This is a genomic window from Pseudomonas putida W15Oct28, assembly GCF_000708715.2.
Taxonomy (GTDB): domain Bacteria; phylum Pseudomonadota; class Gammaproteobacteria; order Pseudomonadales; family Pseudomonadaceae; genus Aquipseudomonas; species Aquipseudomonas putida_R.
In genome coordinates this window covers 60,803-81,530 of record NZ_JENB01000004.1, presented here as the reverse complement: position 1 = coordinate 81,530, position 20,728 = coordinate 60,803, and the positions used below count along the sequence as shown (strand labels likewise).

The 20,728-nt window shown below is 62.5% G+C and carries 16 protein-coding genes; 1 reads left to right on the top strand and 15 read right to left on the bottom strand.

What is annotated here, in order from left to right:
• Positions 1-98 precede the first annotated feature (98 nt).
• The 9 genes from gcvP to arcD (AK81_RS03670) all read right to left on the bottom strand — a co-directional run bounded on the left by gcvP (position 99) and on the right by arcD (AK81_RS03670) (position 11,999).
• Positions 99-2,954: an aminomethyl-transferring glycine dehydrogenase gene (gcvP, locus tag AK81_RS03710; RefSeq protein ID WP_043196862.1), complete on the bottom strand. Its 2,856-nt coding sequence runs from the start codon at positions 2,952-2,954 to the stop codon at positions 99-101.
• Between the two features lie 11 nt (positions 2,955-2,965).
• A complete protein-coding gene (gene gcvH / locus AK81_RS03705) occupies positions 2,966-3,349 on the bottom strand; it encodes a glycine cleavage system protein GcvH (protein WP_043196861.1) in 384 nt (127 codons plus the stop codon).
• 279 nt (positions 3,350-3,628) lie between these two features.
• Positions 3,629-4,834: a sodium/glutamate symporter gene (gltS, locus tag AK81_RS03700; protein WP_043196860.1), complete on the bottom strand. Its 1,206-nt coding sequence runs from the start codon at positions 4,832-4,834 to the stop codon at positions 3,629-3,631.
• A gap of 127 nt (positions 4,835-4,961) precedes the next feature.
• Positions 4,962-6,470: a sigma-54-dependent transcriptional regulator gene (locus tag AK81_RS03695; RefSeq protein ID WP_043196858.1), complete on the bottom strand. Its 1,509-nt coding sequence runs from the start codon at positions 6,468-6,470 to the stop codon at positions 4,962-4,964.
• Positions 6,471-6,657: 187 nt separating this feature from the next.
• A complete protein-coding gene (locus AK81_RS03690; protein WP_043196857.1) occupies positions 6,658-7,029 on the bottom strand; it encodes a DUF5064 family protein in 372 nt (123 codons plus the stop codon).
• Positions 7,030-7,085: 56 nt separating this feature from the next.
• A complete protein-coding gene (arcC, locus tag AK81_RS03685) occupies positions 7,086-8,015 on the bottom strand; it encodes a carbamate kinase (RefSeq protein WP_043196856.1) in 930 nt (309 codons plus the stop codon).
• Between the two features lie 180 nt (positions 8,016-8,195).
• The gene (locus tag AK81_RS03680) at positions 8,196-9,206 is read right to left on the bottom strand and encodes an ornithine carbamoyltransferase (RefSeq protein ID WP_043196855.1); all 1,011 of its coding nucleotides are present in this window, start codon (positions 9,204-9,206) and stop codon (positions 8,196-8,198) included.
• 69 nt (positions 9,207-9,275) lie between these two features.
• A complete protein-coding gene (gene arcA, locus AK81_RS03675) occupies positions 9,276-10,538 on the bottom strand; it encodes an arginine deiminase (protein WP_019471749.1) in 1,263 nt (420 codons plus the stop codon).
• Between the two features lie 33 nt (positions 10,539-10,571).
• Positions 10,572-11,999, bottom strand: coding sequence for an arginine-ornithine antiporter (gene arcD, locus AK81_RS03670; RefSeq protein ID WP_043196853.1), 1,428 nt, complete (start codon positions 11,997-11,999; stop codon positions 10,572-10,574).
• 435 nt (positions 12,000-12,434) lie between these two features.
• Here arcD (AK81_RS03670) and arcD (AK81_RS03665) point away from each other — a divergent pair, with 435 nt between their 5' ends.
• Positions 12,435-13,862, top strand: a complete 1,428-nt coding sequence (gene arcD / locus AK81_RS03665; protein ID WP_043196852.1) for an arginine-ornithine antiporter — start codon at positions 12,435-12,437, stop codon at positions 13,860-13,862.
• Here the strand turns inward: arcD (AK81_RS03665) and AK81_RS03660 are convergent.
• From AK81_RS03660 to gap, 6 genes are all read right to left on the bottom strand, one after another.
• On the bottom strand, positions 13,842-14,255 hold the full coding sequence (locus AK81_RS03660) for a YbaN family protein (protein WP_019471746.1): 414 nt from the start codon (positions 14,253-14,255) through the stop codon (positions 13,842-13,844). The genes arcD (AK81_RS03665) and AK81_RS03660 overlap by 21 nt on opposite strands.
• A gap of 52 nt (positions 14,256-14,307) precedes the next feature.
• Entirely contained in the window at positions 14,308-14,901 is a 594-nt protein-coding gene (locus tag AK81_RS03655) for a biliverdin-producing heme oxygenase (protein WP_043196851.1), read from the bottom strand.
• 203 nt (positions 14,902-15,104) lie between these two features.
• Positions 15,105-17,708 carry a TonB-dependent receptor gene (locus AK81_RS03650; RefSeq protein WP_043196850.1) on the bottom strand — a complete coding sequence of 868 codons (2,604 nt, stop codon included), beginning with the start codon at positions 17,706-17,708 and terminating at the stop codon, positions 15,105-15,107.
• A 126-nt stretch (positions 17,709-17,834) separates the two neighbouring features.
• A complete protein-coding gene (locus AK81_RS03645) occupies positions 17,835-18,797 on the bottom strand; it encodes a FecR family protein (protein WP_043196848.1) in 963 nt (320 codons plus the stop codon).
• An 87-nt stretch (positions 18,798-18,884) separates the two neighbouring features.
• Positions 18,885-19,397 carry an RNA polymerase sigma factor gene (locus AK81_RS03640; RefSeq protein ID WP_003255059.1) on the bottom strand — a complete coding sequence of 171 codons (513 nt, stop codon included), beginning with the start codon at positions 19,395-19,397 and terminating at the stop codon, positions 18,885-18,887.
• Between the two features lie 243 nt (positions 19,398-19,640).
• Positions 19,641-20,642 (bottom strand): type I glyceraldehyde-3-phosphate dehydrogenase, encoded by a 1,002-nt coding sequence (gene gap / locus AK81_RS03635; RefSeq protein WP_043196847.1) that lies wholly within the window; start codon positions 20,640-20,642, stop codon positions 19,641-19,643.
• Between the last annotated feature and the right edge of the window lie 86 nt (positions 20,643-20,728).

Sequence of the window (20,728 nt, the reverse complement as noted above, 5' to 3'; positions counted from 1 at the left end):
ACACAAGGCCGCTCCTACAGGGATAGGTGCCGCCCTTGTAGGAGCGGCCTTGTGTCGCGAAAGGGCCGCAAAGCGGCCCCAGCTTTTCCAAGGCCGCGTCAGGCGTCCTGATAGCTCTCGATCGACGGGCAGGCGCACACCAGGTTGCGGTCGCCGAACACGTTGTCGACCCGGCCGACCGGCGGCCAGTACTTGCTTTCCACCAGGCTTGGCAGCGGGTAGACCGCCTGCTCGCGGCTGTAGCCGTGGGCCCACTCGCCAACCAGCTCGGCCGCAGTGTGCGGGGCGTTCTTCAGCGGGTTGTCGTCCTTGTCCAGGCTACCGCTTTCGACCGCACGGATCTCTTCGCGGATCTGGATCATCGCGTCGCAGAAGCGGTCCAGTTCTTCCTTGGCCTCGCTTTCGGTCGGTTCGATCATCAGCGTGCCAGCCACCGGGAAGGACATGGTCGGGGCGTGGAAGCCGAAGTCGATCAGGCGCTTGGCCACGTCGTCGACGCTGATGCCGCTGGTGTCCTTCAGCGGGCGCAGGTCGAGGATGCACTCGTGGGCCACCAGGCCATTGCCACCGGTATACAGAACAGGATAGTGCTCTTCCAGGCGGCGGGCGATGTAGTTGGCGTTGAGGATCGCCATCTGCGAAGCACGCTTGAGGCCGGCACCGCCCATCATGCGAATGTACATCCAGGTGATCGGCAGGATGCTGGCGCTGCCGAACGGTGCGGCGCATACCGCACCTTCGGTGTTTTCCAGCTGCGCATGGCCTGGCAGGAACGGCGCCAGGTGCGACTTGACGCCAATCGGGCCAACGCCCGGGCCGCCACCACCGTGCGGGATGCAGAAGGTCTTGTGCAGGTTCAGGTGGGACACGTCGCCGCCGAACTTGCCCGGTGCGCACAGGCCGACCATGGCGTTCATGTTGGCGCCGTCGATGTACACCTGGCCACCGTTGTCGTGGATGATCGCGCAGATTTCGCCGATCGCTTCCTCGAACACACCGTGGGTCGACGGGTAGGTGATCATGATCGCGGCCAGGCGCTCGCGGTGCTCGATGGCCTTGGCGCGCAGGTCCTCGACATCGACGTTGCCGCGGGCGTCACAGGCGGTGACGACGACGCGCATGCCAGCCATGTGTGCGGTGGCCGGGTTGGTGCCGTGGGCGGACGACGGGATCAGGCAGATGTCACGGTGGCTTTCGCCACGGCTGCGGTGGTAGGCGCGGATGGCCAGCAGGCCTGCGTACTCGCCCTGGGAGCCGGCGTTGGGCTGCAGCGACACGGCGTCATAGCCGGTGGCGGCGCAGAGCATGGCTTCCAGCTCGGTGGTCATCTGCAGGTAGCCTTGGCTCTGCGCGGCCGGGGCGAATGGGTGCAGGTTGCCGAACTCGGCCCAGGTGACCGGGATCATTTCGCTGGCGGCGTTCAGCTTCATGGTGCACGAGCCCAGCGGGATCATGCTGCGGTCCAGCGCCAGGTCCTTGTCGGCCAGGCGGCGCAGGTAGCGCATCAGCTCGGTTTCGCTGTGGTAACGGTTGAACACCGGGTGTTCGAGGATGGCCGACTGGCGCAGCAGGGCGGCAGGCAGCAGCGAGCCGGTGCTGGCGGCCAGGGCGGCGAAGTCAGGCTGGGCCTTGTCGTCACTGAACAGCTGCCACAGGGATTCTACGTCAGCCTGGCTGCTGGTTTCGTCCAGCGACAGGCCCACGTGGGCGGCGTCGACCTGGCGCAGGTTGATGCCCTGGGCGCGTGCCTTGTCATGCAGCGTTGCGGTGGCAGTGCCAGTCGCCAGGGTCAGGGTGTCGAAGGCGCTGGCGCCCACTACCTGTACGCCCAGCGCCTTCAGGCCGGCGGCCAGGATCGCGGTCAGCGCATGGGTACGCTCGGCAATGCGTTTGAGGCCGGCCGGGCCGTGGTACACGGCAAACATGCTGGCGATGTTGGCCAGCAGCACCTGGGCGGTGCAGATGTTGCTGGTGGCCTTTTCGCGGCGGATATGCTGCTCGCGGGTTTGCATGGCCAGGCGCAGGGCGGTTTTGCCGAAGCGGTCGATCGATACGCCGACCAGGCGGCCCGGCATGTCGCGCTTGAACGCGTCACGGGTGGCGAAGTAGGCCGCGTGCGGGCCACCGAAGCCCAGTGGTACGCCAAAACGCTGGGCGCTGCCGATGGCCACGTCGGCGTCGAACTCGCCCGGTGGGGTCAGCAGGGTCAGGGCCAGCAGGTCGGCCGCGACGGCGACCAGGGCGTTGGCGGCGTGGAAGCGCTGCACCACTTCACGGTAGTCGAACACATCACCGTTGCTGGCCGGGTATTGCAGCAGGGCGCCGAAGAAGGCGCTGACATCGCCCAGTTCGCGCTCGTCGCCGACGACTACCTCGATACCCAGCGGCTCGGCACGGGTGCGCAGCACGTCGAGGGTTTGCGGATGGCAGTGCACGGAGGCGAAGAAGGCATGGCTGGCCTTGTTCTTCGACAGGCGCTTGCAGAAGGTCATGGCTTCGGCCGCCGCCGTGGCTTCGTCGAGCAGCGAGGCGTTGGCGATCGGCAGGCCGGTCAGGTCGCTGATCAGGGTCTGGAAGTTCAGCAGGGCTTCCAGGCGGCCTTGGGAGATTTCTGGCTGGTACGGGGTGTAGGCGGTGTACCAGGCCGGGTTTTCCAGCAGGTTGCGCAGGATCGGCGCCGGGGTGTGGGTGTTGTAGTAGCCCTGGCCGATGTAGCTTTTGAACAGCTGGTTCTTGCCGGCGATGGCCTTTAGCGCGGCGAGCGCGTCGGCTTCGCTCTGGCCGTCGTGCGAGCCAAGTACGCTGGTGCCCTTGATGCTGTCGGGGATGACTGCGGCGGTCATGGCGTCCAGCGAGTCGAAGCCCAGGGCCGAGAGCATGGCTTGCTCGTCAGCGGCGCGCGGGCCGATGTGGCGGGCGATGAATTCGTTGGCGGTGCTGAGGTTGATGGTCATGGTGGGGTTCCTCAGGCGTCGTCGTTGGCTTTGATCAGGCGGTCGTAGGCGTCCTGGTCGAGCAGGGCGGTGACTTCGCTCATGTCGGCCGGGTTGAAGCGGAAGAACCAGCCTTCGCCCATCGGGTCTTCGTTGACCAGTTCCGGGCTGCTTTCGAGCTGGCCGTTGACCTCGACCACTTCGCCGGTCAGGGGCATGTACACGCCGCTGGCGGCCTTGACCGATTCGACGGTGGACGCTTCGCTGCCTTTCTCATACTGCTGCAACTCGGGCAGTTGCACGAAAACCACATCGCCAAGGGCGTTCTGGGCGTAGGCGGTGATGCCCACGGTGACGCTGCCATCGGCTTCGACGTGCAGCCATTCGTGATCTTCAGTGAAACGCAACTCGCTCATGGGGAATCCTCGGGAAGCAGGGCGTTGGGCGCGGTGGCTCCGCGCTCTTGAGTTGGGATTCCCTAAGCAATATTGCGGCCAATCACAAAAAGCCTTTTAAATCAGCTAGTTAGAAAATTACTGAACTGTATTTGTGATTCTTGTGGAATGAAAACGCTACAGTTGGCGAGAAGGGGGAAAGGGTTTTGGGATCAAACCCTTGTGCAGACGCATTCGAATGCGTGTGTATCGATTTCAATCCGTCGTATTGAAATCGATACACGTGAGGGTTGTGGGGGTTCAACCTCCAGTAAGGAAGGGCAATGCCAGGTACAACTTGATCACGATCACATTGATGATGTCGATGAAGAATGCCCCCACCATCGGCACCACCAGGAAGGCAATGTGCGAGGCGCCGTAGCGCTGGGTTACCGCCTGCATGTTGGCGATGGCCGTTGGCGTCGCCCCCAGGCCGAAGCCGCAGTGCCCGGCAGCCAGTACTGCTGCATCGTAGTTGCGGCCCATCACCCTGAACGTCACGAAGATCGCGAACAGGGCCATGACCAGTGTTTGCGCGGCCAGCAAGATGAAGAAGGGTAAGGCCAGTGCGGCCAGGTCCCACAATTTGAGCGACATCAAGGCAATGGCCAGGAACAGCGACAAACTGACATTGCCCAGTACCGATACTTCCCGCTCGAATACACGGTAGAAGCCGAATGCGGAAAGACCGTTGCGCAACATCACGCCGACGAACAACACGCACACGAAGGTCGGTAATTCAAATGCAGTGCCTTTCAACAAACCGTTAAGCAAGGTGCCCGCCAGCAAGCTGACCGCAATCAGTGCCAAGGTTTCGATAAATGAAAATGATGTAATCAGGCGCTCTTTATTCGGCTGTTCAAAGCCTTTTGGCAGTTGGGGTGCTTCTTCTTCGATGCCGTGTGTTTTTACCCGCTTGATCAACAGCCTGGCAACCGGGCCACCAATCAGACCGCCCAGCACCAGGCCGAACGTTGCAGAGGCCACCGCCAGTTCCGAAGCCGAAGCCAGGCCAAACTTTTCGGTGAACGTCGCGCCCCAGGCAGCGCCCGTGCCGTGCCCACCCGACAGGGTGATCGAACCGGCCAGCAGGCCCATCAGTGGGTCGAGCCCCAAGGCCGTGGCCAGGCCGATGCCCATGGCGTTCTGAACCAGCAGCAAGCCAGTCACCACCAGCAGGAACACGGCGACCACACGCCCGCCTTTCTTCAGGCTGGCGAAGTCTGCACTCAAACCGATGGTGGCGAAGAACGCCAGCATCAACGGTGTTTGCAATGAGGTATCAAACTGGACCTGTACATCGAAACTGCGCAATGCCAAGAGCGCCAAGGCAACGACCAATCCGCCTGCAACAGGTTCCGGGATATTGTAAACGCGCAGAAAACCAATGCGTGCGACCAGCCCGCGCCCCAATAGCAGTACTAAAGAGGCGGCTACAAGTGTCCCGTAAAAATCGAGTTCAAACATCAAGGTACTCTTCGTTCAAGGTGACATGCGAAATTACGATGTCACCATTCTACGGCGAGCACTCCAGTCAATTGCGGCTACGCGGCTAGGAAAAGTCTGAATGAGCTGTCGGTTTTGACGACACGTATCAAAGTTTCCCGGATATTCCATACTTACGCAGCCGCTGGGCAATAGCGGTATGCGAAGTTTGCAAGCGCCCGGCCAGTTGCCGTGTCGACGGGTAACTGGCATACAGGCGCTGTAACAGTTCGCGCTCGAAATCACCCACGGCCTGTTCCAGGCTGGCCACTTCGCCGTCCTGCCCGCGGGCCACCGAGGTGCCGGCAATGTCCAGGTCGCCGATATCCACCAGGTTGCCCTCGCAGATGGCCGCTGCGCGGAAAATCACGTTCTGTAGCTGGCGCACATTGCCCGGCCAAGGGTTGGCCAGCAGTGCAGAGTGGGTGGCGGGGGTGAGCCGGCAAGGTGGGCGCTGGATCTGTGTGCAGGCTTGCTGCATGAAGAAGTGCGCCAGCATCAGGATGTCCTGGCCCCTGTCGCGCAGGGGCGGTACCTGCAGGTTGAGCACGTTGAGGCGGTAGAACAGGTCTTCGCGGAAGCTGCCTTCGGCGACCATGCGCTCCAGGTCGCGGTGGGTGGCGCTGATGATGCGCACATCCACCTTCACTTCGCGGTCGCCGCCCACCCGGCGGAAGCTGCCATCGCTGAGAAAACGCAGCAGCTTGGCCTGCAGGTACGGCGACATTTCGCCAATTTCATCGAGAAACACCGTGCCCTGGTTGGCCAGCTCCATCAGCCCGGGCTTGCCACCGCGTTGCGCGCCGGTGAAGGCGCCGGGGGCGTAACCGAACAACTCGCTCTCGGCCAGGCTTTCGGGCAGTGCGGCGCAGTTCAGGGCCAGGAACGGTGCGGCGTGGCGGCTGCTGATGGCATGGCAGGCGCGGGCTACCAGCTCTTTGCCGGTGCCGGTTTCGCCATGCACCAGCAGCGGTGCATCGAGCGCCGCCACGCGCAGGGCGCGGGCCTTGAGGGTGCGGATGGCGGGCGACTCGCCAAGCAGGGCATCGAAGCCTTCGGCATGGTCGTGGTGCAGGGCCGACAGGCGTTCGCCCATGCGCGTTGGGGGGTACAGCGTCAGCAGGCCACCGGCGTTGGTGATCGGCATGGCGTCCAGCAGCAGGCTTTGGCCGTTCAGCTGCATCTCGCGCATGGGCAGGTGGAAGTTGTTGTCCAGCAGCGCTTGCAGCAGCGCGGGGTCGCCAAACAGTTCCCCCACCGAGCGCCCGGCGGATTCGCGGCCGCACAGGGCGATCAGCGCCGGGTTGGCCAGCAGCACCATGCCTGCGCTGTCCACCGCCAGCACCGGGTCGCTCATCGCTGCCAGCAGGGCATCGAGCTGCAGGTGGCGGCGCTGGCCGGGAAGGATGTCGACCACGTCCACCGATTGCACGCCCTGCACCTCGAATAGCGCGTCATGCAGTTCTTCGAGCACGGCGGGGCTGAGGGTGGGGGCGTCGATGTAGACGTTCGGCGGGACCATCTCCACGGCGTCCAGGTTGAGGTGGCGGGCACCGAGCAGGGCGAGGACTTCCTGGGTGATGCCGACGCGGTCGATGAAGCTGACGTGGATGCGCATGGGGAGGCGAAAGGTGGTGGCCGGGGAGGGCGGTAGTATGCCTTAACATCGCCGGGGCCGCTGTGCGGCCCTATCGCGACACAAGGCCGCTCCTACAGGCTGCGCGCCGGTTTCAGGCTTCGCGCGGTATCTGTAGGAGCGGCCTTGTGTCGCGAAAGGGCTGCAAAGCAGCCCCAAAATTCTGAAATCATTCCAGATGTTCAGGCTTGATAGAGTCGCCCGACTTCACATCCAGTTTGGCGCGGATGTCTTCGAACATCGCGTCGTAGATCTTGTGTGGCGAGCTGAGGGTTTCGAATTTCTTGGGTGCTGCAAGATGAGCCTGGGCCTTGCGGCTCAGTACCATCAAAAAGCTGGGCAGTGCCTGATCCTTGGGCAGAAAGAACTTTTCATCGACCGTCTTGCCCTCGATGCTGCCATGCATGTGGAACAGTATCCCTCGGCCTTCCTTGGGATCTTGTGTCGTCGCCTCGTACTCGATGTTGAGGTCGTAGCTATGGTCGGCGCTGTTCAGCGCAGTGCGCTCGATGTGCACGTGACCGGGTTGAAACTGAGCCATGGCGGAATTCTCCGGAAGGTCGAAAACGACGGGCGCCAGGCGCCCGCCCACTGCATTCAACGGTAGCTGATCCCAGGCTTCGCGGTGGAAACGCGGGTGCCGGCGGTGCCCTTGACGATGTCCTCGATGTTTTCCAGCGAGCTGATCACCGCCACCTTGCCGGTGTTGCGGGCAAAGTCACTGGCAGCTTGCACTTTCGGCCCCATGGAGCCGGCGGCGAAGCCGAGGCGTTCGAGTTCGTCCGGGTGGGCCTGGGCAATGGCTTTTTGCGTCGGCTTGCCCCAGTCAATGTAAGCCGCATCGACGTCGGTGGCGATAATCAGAAGGTCGGCTTCCAATTGCTCGGCCAGCAGTGCCGAGCACAGGTCCTTGTCGATCACCGCTTCGATGCCTTTGAGCTTGCGGTTTTCATCGTACATGGTGGGGATGCCGCCACCGCCTGCGCAAATCACGATGCTGTTCTTTTCCAGCAGCCACTTGATCGGGCGGATTTCAAAGATGCGCTTGGGTTTCGGGCTGGCCACCACACGGCGGTACTTGTCGCCATCGGCCTTGACCACCCAGCCTTTCTCTTTGGCCAGGCGCTCGGCCTCTTCCTTGCTGTAGACCGGGCCGATGAACTTGGTCGGGTCCTTGAAGGCGGGGTCGTTGGCGTCCACTTCCACCTGGGTCAGCAGGGTGGCGAACGGCACCTCGAAGGCCAGCAGGTTGCCCAGCTCCTGTTCGATCATGTAGCCGATCATGCCCTCGGTTTCGGCGCCCAGCACGTCCAGCGGGTAGGCCTCGTCGGGCTTGTAGGACAGCGCCTGAAGCGACAGCAGGCCGACTTGCGGACCGTTGCCGTGGGCAATGACCAGTTCGTTGCCAGGGTGGATCTTGGCGATCTGTTCGGTGGCGGTGCGGATATTGGCACGCTGGTTGTCAGCGGTCATGGGCTCGCCGCGACGCAGCAGGGCGTTGCCGCCCAATGCAACAACGATACGCATGGGGAATGTCCTTTAACGAAAGATGAATGTGCTGCTGCACTGAAAACTGTGGGGTTCCCTGTGGGAGCGGGCATGCCCGCGAAGAGGCCAGACCAGACATCACCAATGATGCAGCTGACGTTTTCGCGGGCTCGCCCGCTCCCACAGGTCCCTTGCAGTCTCGGCGGTAGCGGAAGCTACTTACAGGTCAGCCAGGGTCGAAACCAGTATCGCCTTGATGGTGTGCATGCGGTTTTCCGCCTGCTCGAAGGCGATGCAGGCCGGCGACTCGAACACGTCGTCAGTCACTTCGATGCCGTTGGCCAGGTCCGGGTACTGTTCGGCGATCTGCTTGCCTACTTTGGTGTCGGAGTTGTGGAACGCCGGCAGGCAGTGCATGAACTTGGTCCGCGGGTTGCCGGTGGACTTCATCAGGTCGGCGTTCACCTGGTAAGGCTTGAGCTGCTTGATGCGCTCACCCCAGGCTTCGATCGGCTCGCCCATCGATACCCACACGTCGGTATGCACAAAGTCCACACCCTTGACCGCCGCTTTCGGGTCTTCGGTGAGGGTGATGCGGGCGCCGCTTTCTTCAGCGTACTTCTTGCAGCGCTCGACCAGGTCGTCATGCGGCCACAGTGCCTTCGGCGCGGCGATGCGCACGTCCATGCCGAGCTTGGCGCCAATCAGCAGCAGCGAGTTGCCCATGTTGTTGCGGGCGTCGCCCAGGTAGGCGTAGCTGATGTCGTGCAGCGGTTTGTCGCTGTTCTCGCGCATGGTCAGCACGTCAGCGATCATCTGGGTGGGGTGGTACTCATCGGTCAGGCCGTTGAACACCGGCACACCGGCGAACTTGGCCAGTTCTTCGACGATTTCCTGCTTGAAGCCACGGTACTCGATGGCGTCGTACATGCGCCCCAATACGCGGGCGGTGTCCTTCATGCTTTCTTTGTGGCCGATCTGCGAAGAGTTGGGGTCGATGTAGGTAACGTTCGCGCCCTGGTCGTAGGCCGCCACTTCGAAGGCGCAGCGGGTACGGGTGGAGGTTTTTTCGAAGATCAGGGCAATGTTGTTGCCCTTCAGGTGCTGCTGCTCGGTACCGGTGTACTTGGCGCGCTTGAGGTCGCGGGACAGGTCCAGCAGGTAGCGCAGCTCGCGGGTGGTGTGGTGTTCCAGGCTGAGCAGGTTACGGTTGTGAATGTTGAACGCCATGATTGCTTCTCCTTGAGTTCGGTAGTGTCCCGGCCGGCGCTTTGTGGGCGCGGCCGGGTGCAATGGTCGTTAGTAGTCGATCGGGTCGCGCACAATCGGGCAGGTCATGCAGTGGCCGCCGCCACGGCCCCGGCCCAGTTCGCCGGCGCTGATGGTGATGACCTCGATGCCGGCCTTGCGCAGCAGGGTGTTGGTGTAGGTGTTGCGGTCGTAGCCGATGACCACCCCCGGCTCGATGGCCACCACGTTGTTGCCGTCATCCCACTGTTCGCGCTCGGCGGCGAAGCTGTTACCGCCGGTCTCGACCACGCGCAGCTTGTCTTTCTTGCCCAGCAACTGCTCGGATACCACCTCGAGGAACGAGGCATCCTGCGGCGCGATGTTCATGCCATAGGGCTTGCTGGAGTCTGGGGTGATGATGAATGGCTTGATCTCTTTCACCACCTCTGGGAATACCGTTACCAGGTCGCGGTCGCAGAAGCTGAACACGGTGTCCAGGTGCATCGCCGCGCGGGACTTCGGCAGGCCAGCGACGATGACTTTCTCGGCCGCGCCTTTCTCGAACAGGTTCTGAGCCAGTTGTCCGATGGCATGGCGCGATGTGCGCTCACCCATGCCGATCAGCACGATGCCCTTGCCGACCGGCATCACGTCGCCGCCCTCGAGGGTGGCGTTGCCGTGATCCTTGTCCGGGTCGCCATACCAGACCTGGAAGTCGGCACCGGTGAACTCTTTGTGGAACTTGTAAATGGCTGTGGTCAGCAGGGTTTCCTGGCGTCGCGCAGGCCAGTACATCGGGTTGAGCGTCACGCCACCGTAGATCCAGCAGGTGGTGTCGCGGGTGAACTGGGTGTTGGGCAGCGGCGGCAGAATGAAGCTGGAGTGGCCCAGGTACTTGTTGTACATCTTGATCACTTCGGCGCCTTCGCTTACTGGAAGGTCCTGGCCTGCCACGCCGCCAATCAGGAACTCCGCCAGGTGGCGTGGTTCCAGCCCTTCGAGCCAGCTGCGCACCTCGTTGGTCAGGCCGACACCCACGGTGTCAGAGGTAATCTTGCGGTCCAGGATCCACTTGAGGGCTTCGGGTTGCTGCACGATGTCGGTCAGCAGGTTGTGCATTTCCAGCACATCCACGCCGCGCTCGCGCATTTTGGTGACGAAGTCGAAATGGTCACGCTTGGCCTGGTCGACCCAGATAACATCGTCGAACAGCAGCTCGTCACAGTTGCTCGGCGTCAGGCGCTTGTGCGCCAGGCCCGGCGAGCAAACCATCACTTTGCGCAGTTTGCCGGCTTCGGAGTGGACACCGTACTTCTGTTTTTCAGCGGACATGGTTTCATTCCTCCAATTGAACGAAGACGTGGATCAAAGAGTCAGGAAGCCGTCATACAGGCCAAAGGCTGCCACCAGGGCGCCGATGACCACGGCTGCGAAGATCAGTTTTTCCACGTTGGTGAAAACGGGTTGGCCTACTTCACGCTTGGCCTTGGCGAACAGGATGGCGCCAGGTGCATAGAGCAGGGCCGAGAGCAGCAGGTATTTCACGCCGCCGGCATACAGCAGCCAGAGGGCGTACAACAGGGCGATGCTACCGATGACCAGGTCTTTCTTGCGTTCGGCCAGGGCCTGCTCGTAGGTTTCGCTGCGCAGTGCCAGCAAGAACGCATAGGCCGCCGACCACAGGTAAGGCACCAGGATCATCGAGGTGGCGAGGTAGATCAGCGACAGGTAGGTGCTGTTGGAGAACAGCGTGATCACCAGGAAGATCTGCACCATGGCATTGGTGAGCCACAGGGCGTTGGCCGGTACCTGGTTGGCATTTTCGCGGCGCAGGAACTCCGGCATGGTGTGGTCTTTGGCGGCGGCGAACATGATCTCGGCGCACAGCAGTACCCACGACAGCAGGGCCCCCAGCAGCGAGATGATCAGGCCGACGCTGATCAGCACCGCGCCCCAGTGGCCGACCACATGCTCAAGTACGGCAGCCATCGACGGGTTCTGCAGCTTGGCCAGTTCCGGTTGGGTCATGATGCCCAGCGACAGCACATTGACCAGCACCAGGAACAGCAGCACGGTGACAAAGCCGATGACAGTGGCCTTGCCCACGTCAGAGCGTTTTTCCGCCCGTGACGAGAAGATGCTCGCGCCCTCGATGCCGATGAACACCCACACGGTGACCAGCATCATGTTGCGCACCTGGTTCATCACGCTGCCCAGCTCCGGTGTACCCAGGGCCCAGATGTCGGCGGTGAAGATGTCGAGCCTGAAGGCGAACAGGCAGATCAGGGCGAACAGCACCAGCGGCACCACTTTGGCCACGGTAGTGACCAGGTTGATGAACGCCGCTTCCTTGATGCCACGCAGCACCAGGAAGTGCACTGCCCACAACAGAACCGACGCGCCCACGATGGCGGCCGGCGTGTTGCCTTCACCGAAGATCGGGAAGAAGTAGCCCAAGGTGCTGAACAACAGCACGAAGTAGCCGACGTTGCCCAGCCAGGCACTGATCCAGTAGCCCCAGGCCGAAGAGAAGCCCATGTAGTCGCCGAAACCGGCCTTGGCGTAGGCATACACCCCGCCATCCAGGTCAGGCTTGCGGTTGGCCAGGGTCTGGAACACAAATGCCAGGGTCAGCATGCCGACCGCGGTGATGCCCCAGCCGATCAGCACAGCGCCAACCCCTGCGCTGGCGGCCATGTTTTGCGGCAACGAGAATATCCCGCCGCCAATCATCGAGCCGACGACAAGTGCAACTAACGCGCCGAGCTTTAGTTTTCCGGATGAATCAGACATTTAACAACTCCTGCCAGGAGAAAGTTGACGTCAGCATAAATCCGACGCCGTTGCCGTAAGCTGACTTGTGTCAGTTTAAGGCGACGTGAAGGTAGGAAATTTCCTTCACGGGTGCTCCTGGAGAGTGCCGACAGCTGATGCTGCAAGCCTTGCGCGCTGGCACCTCCATGTCTTTCTAGAGCAAACGCTCTGTTCAGCTTGCGATGCTTGAAGCTAGCTGCTTTTGCCGCTTTCGCAAATTTTTCACAAGAATTTTGAGTTTTATCAGGAACTTTTCTAGTTGCTGTGCAGCTGCTAGCTTTTAAAGGAATGGTGCATAGACAAAGCAGTTATGAGTGCTATAGCTTGAATGGCTTGTTCCATTATAAGTAACAACATCTATATGGCCCGCAGGGCTGTTTCAAAGGCATGACAGCGCGAGAAAATGGGGGTTGCATGAGCGAACCGGGACAGAAGCTGCGCCTGGGCGCGCTGATCGCGCTGGTGGTCGGCTCGATGATTGGTGGCGGGATTTTTTCGCTGCCGCAGAATATGGCGGCGCGTGCCGATGTCGGGGCGGTGCTGATCGGCTGGTGTATCACCGCCGTTGGCATGCTGGCCCTGGCCTTCGTATTCCAGACCCTGGCCAACCGCAAGCCGGAACTGGATTCGGGGGTGTACGCCTATGCCAAGGCAGGCTTCGGCGACTACATGGGCTTCTCTTCGGCCTGGGGCTACTGGATCAGCGCCTGGCTGGGCAACGTCGGCTATTTCGTACTGCTGTTCAGTACCCTGGGCTTCTACTTTCCGGTTTTCGGAGAAGGCAACACGCCGATCGCCATCGGTTGTGCCTCGCTGCTGCTGTGGTCGGTGCATTTCCTGGTGCTGCGCGGCATCAAGGAAGCCGCGTTCATCAACCAGGTGACCACCGTGGCCAAGGTGGTGCCGTTGCTGATGTTCGTGGTGATTGCGGCGTTCGCCTTTCGCGCCGACATTTTCACCCGTGACATCTGGGGCTTGAGCAACCCGCAATTCGGCAGCGTGCTGGAGCAGGTGCGTAACATGATGCTGGTGACCGTATTCGTGTTCATCGGCATCGAGGGGGCCAGCGTGTACTCCGGGCGCGCCGAGCGTCGTTCGGACGTGGGCAAGGCCACCGTCATCGGCTTTCTCGGGGTGCTGGCGCTGCTGGTGCTGGTCAACGTGTTGTCGCTGGGGGTGATGACCCAGCCGGAACTGGCCGGGCTGCAGAACCCCTCGCTGGCCTCGGTGCTGGAGCATATCGTCGGCCCCTGGGGCGCCTTGCTCATCAGCCTGGGCCTGGCGGTCTCGTTGCTAGGCGCCTTGCTGTCCTGGGCGCTGCTGTGTGCCGAGATCCTCTTTGCCACGGCGCGGGACAAGACCATGCCGCGCTTCCTGGCCAAGGAAAACGCCAACCATGTGCCCGCCAACGCCCTGTGGCTGACCAACTGCATGATCCAGGGCTTCCTGCTGATTACGCTGTTCTCGGCCGGTACCTACACCAGCCTCATCTACCTGGCATCGTCGATGATCCTGGTGCCCTACCTGTGGTCGGCAGCATACGCTGTGCTGCTGGCGGTACGTGCAGAAACCTATGCCGGGCAGCCAGGGTTGCGGCGCAAGGACTTGCTGGTGGCGCTGGTTGCCTTGCTGTATGCCGTATGGCTGTTGTATGCCGGCGGGCTCAAGTACCTGCTGCTGTCGGCGCTGCTGTATGCCCCCGGTGTGATCCTGTTTGCCAGGGCCAAGCATGAGCAGGGCAAGGCGTTGTTCACCACCTGGGAAAAGCTGATTTTCGCCGCCGTGCTGGCGGGCGCTGCACTGGCGGCCTACGGCCTGTATTCAGGGTTGTTGAGCTTGTGACGGGGCAGGGCAGGCGTGCTCCGGGCGTGACCAGATCCACAGGTTGCCCAGGGTCATGCCGGCGATTGCCAGGAACACCGGCCAGTGGTGTTCCAGAAACGTCAGCATCAGCCCCGCGCACAGCAGCATGCTGATGGTCGCGCTTACCTTGGCCCGACGCTGGATCACCTTGCCATTGCGCCAGTTGTAGAGGATTGGCCCGAACAGCCGATGGTTCTCCAGCCAGGCAGACAGGCGCGGCGAGCTGCGGGTCGCCGCCCAGGCGGCCAGCAGGATGAATTCGGTGGTGGGCAAGCCGGGAATGACGATCGCGACCAGGCCCACCCCGAGGCTCACGTAAGCCAGGATTCCATACAACAGGCGGGCGATCTTCGAGCGGGCAGGTTGGGTCATGGTCTCACTGCAAAACGGTTCGGCCACCGGTAGGGTGGCCGGGTACGGCGTATCAGACCAGCGCGGCATCCGCAGCATAGGCATGTTTGAGCAGTTCGGTGAAACGCTCGAAGGCCGCAACTGCACCGCGCTCGGCAGCGGCTTCCTCTTCAGCCGACAGCTCAAGGCCGTCGAGGATGCGAGTGAACTGTTTCCAGCCCTCGGCACGTCCACCGGCTGGCTCGCCCAGGTGGCGGGCACCGAAGCTGTCGGACAGCTCCAGGGCCACGGCACGCTTGATCAGAAACGCAGCGCCCAGTTTGGAGCCTTCAGAGACGAAGATCCAGCCCATTGCCTCGCCCAGGCTCGGCTTGCCCACGGCGCCCGGCACGGCGGCTGGCACTTCGGTGTCGAGGTCGGCGAGGTCCAGGCGGGCCTGGTCGGCACGGCAGCGCTCGGCCAGGTCGGGGACGATGGCGATCAGCTGCGGGTCGTTGTACAGGGCTTGCAGCTCGGACTGGAACAGGTACTGGGCAACGACGAAGCGGGCGAAGCTTTCGCGGCTGTCGAAGGGCGCGTGGGATTTGACCAGGGCATCCAGCTCGGCGTGCGGGGCGTGGGTGATCTGGTTCAGGCGCTGGGAGCGCAGGGCTGGGCGTTCGGTCATGGGGGCAGTCCTTGGAAAGAGGGGCGTCTAGATACAAGACGAAACAGAGGGGGCGGGACAGTAAAAAAACTGGGTTTTAGTGTTGTCTGTACCGGCCTCTTCGCGGGCATGCCCGCTCCCACAGGTTCAACGCAGGCCTTGGACCTGTGATGTTCCTGTGGGAGCGGGCGCGCCCGCGAAGAGGCCGGTACAGGCGTGAGGGATCAGATATCCCAAACCACATTGATACCGAAGTTGCGCCCCGGCATGGTCAGGCGGTCGATGTTGGCTGGCTGGGTCACAGCCGCTTCACCCTGGCCGTCGTAGCTGCGTACCGAATCCCACTGCCAGTACTTCTTGTCGGTGAGGTTGTACAGGCCGGCGTTGATGGTCACGTCGTCGGTGACCTTGTAGAAGCCGGTCAGGTCCAGCACGCCGTAACCCGGGGTGCGGAACTTCGAACTTGAACCGTCGGGCGAGTAGAAGCTGGAGTCGTCGACACGGGTCTTGCGCTTGACCAGCGTCCAGCTCAGCAGGCCGCCGTAGTTCTGCTGCTCGTAACCCAGGCCGAGCACGCCCTTCAGCGGGTTGATGCTGTTCAGTGGCTCACCGGTGTCATCGTTGCGACCATAGGTGTAGGCAATCGAACCCTGGGTATACAGGCCTTGCGGCGCGCCGAAGTGGTCGAGGTTCAGGCGGCCCTTGAACTCGGCCCCCTTGATGGTGGCGTGCTTGATGTTGTTGGCCTGGAAGGTCTGTTCCAGGTTGGCGCTTTGCACCGCATCTTCGTCGATGAAGTCGCGGTACTTGTTGTAGAACACCGCCACGTCGAAGTTACCTGCGTCGAAGTTGCCACGCAGGCCGGTTTCGTAGCTCTTGCTCTTTTCCGGTTCCAGGCCTGGGTTGCCTTCTACGCGGTAACCTTCCTCAAGGTTGACGAATTTCCCGTACATGGACTTGGCGGTCGGGGTGCGGAAGCCTTCGGCGTACTGGCCATACCAGGTGTAGTTGTCGTTGAAGGTGTAGGTCATGCCGAACTTGGGCGAAACGCGGTGCCACTTCTTGTCCGAGTCGTCCTGGGAGGTGGGGGCTGTGCCGGTGGACTCCAGGCCACGCAGGAATTCTTCGGTGAACTTCGGTTCCATGTGCGTGTAGTCGTAGCGTGCACCGGGCATGAAGGTCCAGTTGTTCCAGCGGATTTCGTCCTGCACGAACAGGCTGTAGGTGTTCACGGTCGGGTCCGGGAAGTCGCTGACCAGCACCTGGCCGTCTGCCGGGCGTTCGGCGCCGGCGGCGGAGCAACCGGAGCCCACGGCCAGGCAGGTGCCGGTGCCGCTGCGCGAACCCGTGATTTTCTCGTGCTTGATCGTGGTGCCATAGGTCAGCAGGTGGTCGGTGACGCCGATGCTGAAGGCCTTGTCCAGCTGGGCGTCGAACACCCACTGGCGGTCCTTGTAGGTGGTGTCGCGGGTGCGCAGTACCTGGCGACCAGGTGGTGCGTAGACTTCTTCGGTGTGCTGGTCGGTCTTGGCGATCTGGTAGTTCAGGCTCCACTTGACGTGGTCAGCGACCAGCGAGTCCAGGCCGAACTCATGGTTGATGCCGAAGCGCTCGCGGCTGATGGTGTCGTTGCCACTGCGCGCCTTGTAGTAGCCCGTGCCGCCAAAGCCCGGAATGAACGGCCCGCCCACGGCGCTGAGGATGTTCTGGTCGCGGTCATCCTTGTAGCGCTCGTAGGTGACGCCCAGGCGCGCGTCGTCGGCGTAATTCCAGCCAAGCTTGGCCAGTACGTTGGTGGTGCGCACGTCCATCGGGTTGGCTTCGGTGCGCGACAGGCCGGCACCGCTGTGGCTGCCGTGGGTTTCGGTCTCGTGGCCGTTGCGTTGGCTCAGGTGCAGCAGGCCATCGAAATCACCCTCGCGGCCGGCGACGGTGGCGGAGGTCAGCCAGCTCTCGTCGGCCGAGCTGTAGCCGGTCTTCAGCCGCGCACCCACGTCCTTGCCGGGCTTGATGATGTCGTCGGGGTCGAGGGTGAAATAGCTCACCGCGCCGCCGATGGCGTTGCTGCCGTACAGCACCGAGGCCGGGCCGCGGAGGATTTCCACGCGCTTGACGATTTCCGGGTCGACGTAGTTGCGTTGGGTCTGGGCATAGGGGCCGTAGAAGAAGCTGTCCGGGATCGACACGCCGTCCACCTGGGTGAGGATCCGCTCGCCGTCGATACCACGGATGTTGTAGCCGTTCGTGCCGCTGCGCTGGCCGGTACCGGCCACCGACACACCCGGCTCGTAGCGCACCAGGTCCTGGATGTTGTTGACGTTCTGCCGGTCCAGTTGCTCGCGGGTCTGCACGCTGACGGTGCTCGGCACCTGGCTGACGTCCTGGGCGCTACGGGTGGCGCTGACGGTCACCTGCTGCAGGGCGATCACGTTGCCGCCAGTCTGGCGCTCAAGCACCACGTTGCCGTTGCTGATCTTGCGAAAACTCAGCCCGGTACCCTGCAGCAGGCGCTTGAGGGCGGCATCTGGCGGCAGTGAGCCTTGCACACCCGGCGAAGCCACGCCGTCGGCCAGCTCGGCGCTGAAGCCGACCTGCCAGCCGGTGACCTGGCTGAAGGCGTTGATCGCCGACACCAGCGGCTGCTGGCCGATGCTGAAGCGGTAGTCACCCATGCGCGGGCTGCTGGCCTGGGCCGGATCGGCGGCAAGCGCCGGCAGGCTGCAGGCGCCACTGGCGAGCAGGGCAAGATTCAGCAACGAAAGGCTCAGCAGGGACAGTTGCCCTGTACGGCCAGGAAGGGTGGACGAGCGGGTTGGACCAGTGGACATCGAAAGCGCTCCCTGATGCGCGGGCTGTTATAGGTGATTGCTGTTCTCGTTTTCAAACAAGAATCAGTTGCATTGGCTATAACGAGACGGGCGGGGCAGGGCGATCGCGTAAAAATAATTTCGGGGTCAGTTCAGAATCACCAGCGCAGGGTACTCATGCAGCTGTGCCGAGGTGATGTGGGCCAGTGCGCGCAGGGTTTCCAGCGGCTGGTCGAGGCGGTAGTTGCCAGTGACTGCAACGTCTTCCAGCTGGGCATTGCGGCTGATGATCCAGCCTGGGTAGTAGCGCCGTACTTCAGCCAGCACCTGGCTCAACGGGCAATTCTCGAACACCAGGCGGCCGTCGACCCAGGCCAGGTCCTTTTGCATGTCGGCGCGTTGGCGTTGGCCGAAGCCCTGCGGGCCAACGCTGATGCTGTCTCCGGCACTCAGGCGGATGCGCTGGTCGCGTGCCCCTTGCAGGTCGACATCGCCGCGTTGCACCCGCACCTGGGCCTCACCATCGAGGTAGCGCACGGCAAAGTCGGTATCGCGCACCTGTGCGCGCAACGGCCCGGCCTCTACCTCAAGCGGCAGCAGTGCGCCCTCGGGTATCTGGAAGTAAGCCTCACCCTGCAGCAGGCGGGCGACCTGGCGGCCGTCCCGGCGGTCGCTGGCAAATGCCGAGTTGGTGTTGAGCAGCACTTTCGCGCCGTCTTCCAGCTGCAGGCGCTGGCGCTCGCCCACCACGGTCAGGTGGTCGGCCTGCAAACGGGTGGGCAGGTTACCGACGGTGAACAGCCCGACCAGCAGCACTGCGGCGGTGGCCAGGGGTTTCCAGTGGCTGCGCATGCGCCCGCGCCACGAGCGGCGTTGCTGCTGGTGCATCTGCGTGGCCGCCTGGTGCAACGGCGTACCGTTCCACAGTGCTTCTGCCTCGACATAGGCCTCGGCGTTTTCCGGTGCGGCGCTCAGCCAGGCTTCAAAGGCCTGGGTGTCCTCGGTATCGGCGCATTGCAGGCGCACCAGCCAGTCCAGCGCCTCGTCCATGGCACGAGCACGGGCACAGGGCCCGGCAGGTGACGGGCGAGAGGCGGGGCTGTCAGTCACGGCGAATCCTTGAATGGTTTTTGCGAATGATCAAGGCTAAGGCGGGGTGTGGCAAGGGCTTTGCGTTACCGCTCGGCTGCGCCCGGACTACTTGAGGCGCTCGGCAACACCCATGCAGATCGCCATGATCAGTTTCAATTCCTTCTGCACCGTGCTGGGCGAAACACTCAGTTGTTCGGCAATTTCCAGGTAGGTGGCGCCATGCAGTCGGCTGAGGATGAAGATGCGCTGCTGGCGTTCGCTCAGCTGGTTGAGGCTGACACTCAGGTGCTTGAGCAACTGCTCGGCATGGGCGGCATCCTCGCTGCTGGTAGCGGGCGCGGCCACGCTGTGCAGCACTTCGTCAGGGACATCGTCGACCAGCATGCGTGCCTGCACCCGGCGTGCGCGCAGGTGGTCCAGCGCCAGGTTGCGCGCGGTCTGGAACACGAACGGCTCGATATGCTCGATGGGCCGCTCGCCCAAGGCGCGAGACACCCGCAGGTAGGTTTCCTGCAGCAGGTCTTCGGCCGTGCTGGGGTTGCCGACCATGCGCTGCAAGGTGCGCAGCAGGGTAAGGCGCTGGACGAGGAAGACGGAGTTGAACCGGGACTGACTCACGGGGGGACCTGGCCGACGAAAGGTTAATGATAATGCTTATCATCTATGCCGTTGGTCAAGTGTGGAAATGTTAGGAAAAGGTAAAGATTGTGAGTAGCTGGCGGTCGGAGTGCTTTTTGTGGGAGCGGCCTTGCGTCGCGAAAGGGCTGCAAAGCAGCCCCAGAAATTTCTGCGCAAATGCCGAAATCCGGGGGCCGCTTTGCGGCCCTTTCGCGACGCAAGGCCGCTCCCACAAAGGCTGCGTCAGCCTGCCCGATGTAACGCCAGGCAGTTATCCAGCATGCGGTTGCTGAACCCCCACTCGTTGTCATACCACGCCAGCACCTTGAGCATGCGCCCGTTGGCCCGGGTATGGTTGGCATCGAAAATGGAAGACAGCGGGTTGTGGTTGAAATCGCAGGAAACCAACGGCAAGGCGTTGTAGCCCAATACCTTGGAATGCTTGCTGGCTTCAAGGAACAGCTGGTTGACCTGCTCGGCCGTGGCCTCGCGTTGGAGGTTGACGGTGAGGTCCACCAGCGACACGTTGATCACCGGCACCCGCACGGCCATGCCGGTCAGCTTGCCGGCCAGCTCCGGCAGCACCAGGCCCACGGCCTCGGCGGCGCCGGTCTTGCTCGGGATCATCGACTGGGTGGCCGAACGCGCACGGTACGGGTCGCTGTGGTACATGTCGGTCAGTACCTGGTCGTTGGTGTAGGCGTGAATGGTGGTCATCAGGCCTTGTTCGATGCCGAACTCGCGGTGCAGCACCTGGGCGATCGGCGCCAGGCAGTTGGTGGTGCAGGAGGCGTTGGAAATGACCTGGTGCGAGGCCCGCAGGATGTCATGGTTGACCCCGTACACCACAGTGGCATCGGCACCCTTGGCGGGTGCCGAGACAATCACCTTGCCCGCCCCTGCAGCAAGGTGTGCAGCGGCCTTGGCGCGGTCAGTGAACAGCCCGGTGCATTCGAACACCACGTCGATCGCCTCGGCCTTCCAGGGCAGCTCGGCCGGGTTGCGGATGGCACTGACCGCGATACGGTCACCATTGACCGTCAGGCTTTCATGGTCGGCCTCGACCGTGGCGTCGAAAGTGCCGTGCACGCTGTCGTACTTGAGCAGGTGGGCGTTCATGGCGCTGTCGCCCAGGTCGTTGATGGCGACGACCTGCAGGTCCTGGCGGTAGCCTTGGGTATACAGTGCGCGCAGGACGTTGCGCCCGATGCGGCCGAATCCATTGATGGCGATGCGTAGGGTCATGGCAGTACCTCTGGCAGTCCGAGTGAAACCTGTGGCAAAAAGGAGCTTCACTGAAACGGTTTTGTTGTTGGAATTACAAGATTATT